The sequence below is a fragment of the Actinomadura rugatobispora genome (assembly GCF_042656285.1).
GTDB classification, from domain to species: Bacteria; Actinomycetota; Actinomycetes; order Streptosporangiales; family Streptosporangiaceae; genus Spirillospora; species Spirillospora rugatobispora.
Map to the genome: position 1 here is coordinate 1 of NZ_JBHSON010000301.1, position 607 is coordinate 607.

The 607-nt window shown below is 71.0% G+C and carries 1 protein-coding gene; it reads left to right on the forward strand.

From position 1 onward, the window contains the following. Positions 1-607, forward strand: a 607-nt coding sequence (locus tag ACFPZN_RS56500; protein ID WP_465252321.1) for a DNA-directed RNA polymerase subunit beta, incomplete at both ends; no start/stop codon positions are given.

Sequence of the window (607 nt, forward strand, 5' to 3'; positions counted from 1 at the left end):
CAAGGTGCTGCCGGTCGAGGACATGCCGTTCCTGGAGGACGGCACCCCGGTCGACATCGTCCTGAACCCGCTGGGCGTGCCCGGCCGGATGAACGTCGGCCAGGTCCTGGAGACCCACCTGGGGTGGGTGGCCAGCCGCGGCTGGAAGGTCGAGGGCGACGACGCCGACTGGAAGCGGGCCCTGCAGGCGATCGGCGCCGACGAGGCCGAGCCGTGGACCAACACCGCGACCCCGGTGTTCGACGGCGCCCGCGAGGACGACGTCACCGGCCTGATCGCCAGCACCCTGCCCAACCGGGACGGCCAGCGCCTGGTCGGCCCCGGCGGCAAGGCCCGGATGTTCGACGGGCGCACCGGCGAGCCGTACAAGGACCCGATCTCGGTCGGCTACATCTACATCCTCAAGCTGCTCCACCTGGTCGACGACAAGATCCACGCGCGGTCGACCGGCCCGTACTCCATGATCACCCAGCAGCCGCTCGGGGGTAAGGCCCAGTTCGGCGGGCAGCGGTTCGGTGAGATGGAGGTCTGGGCGCTGGAGGCCTACGGCGCCGCCTACGCGCTCCAGGAGCTGCTGACCATCAAGTCCGACGACGTGCTCGGCCGC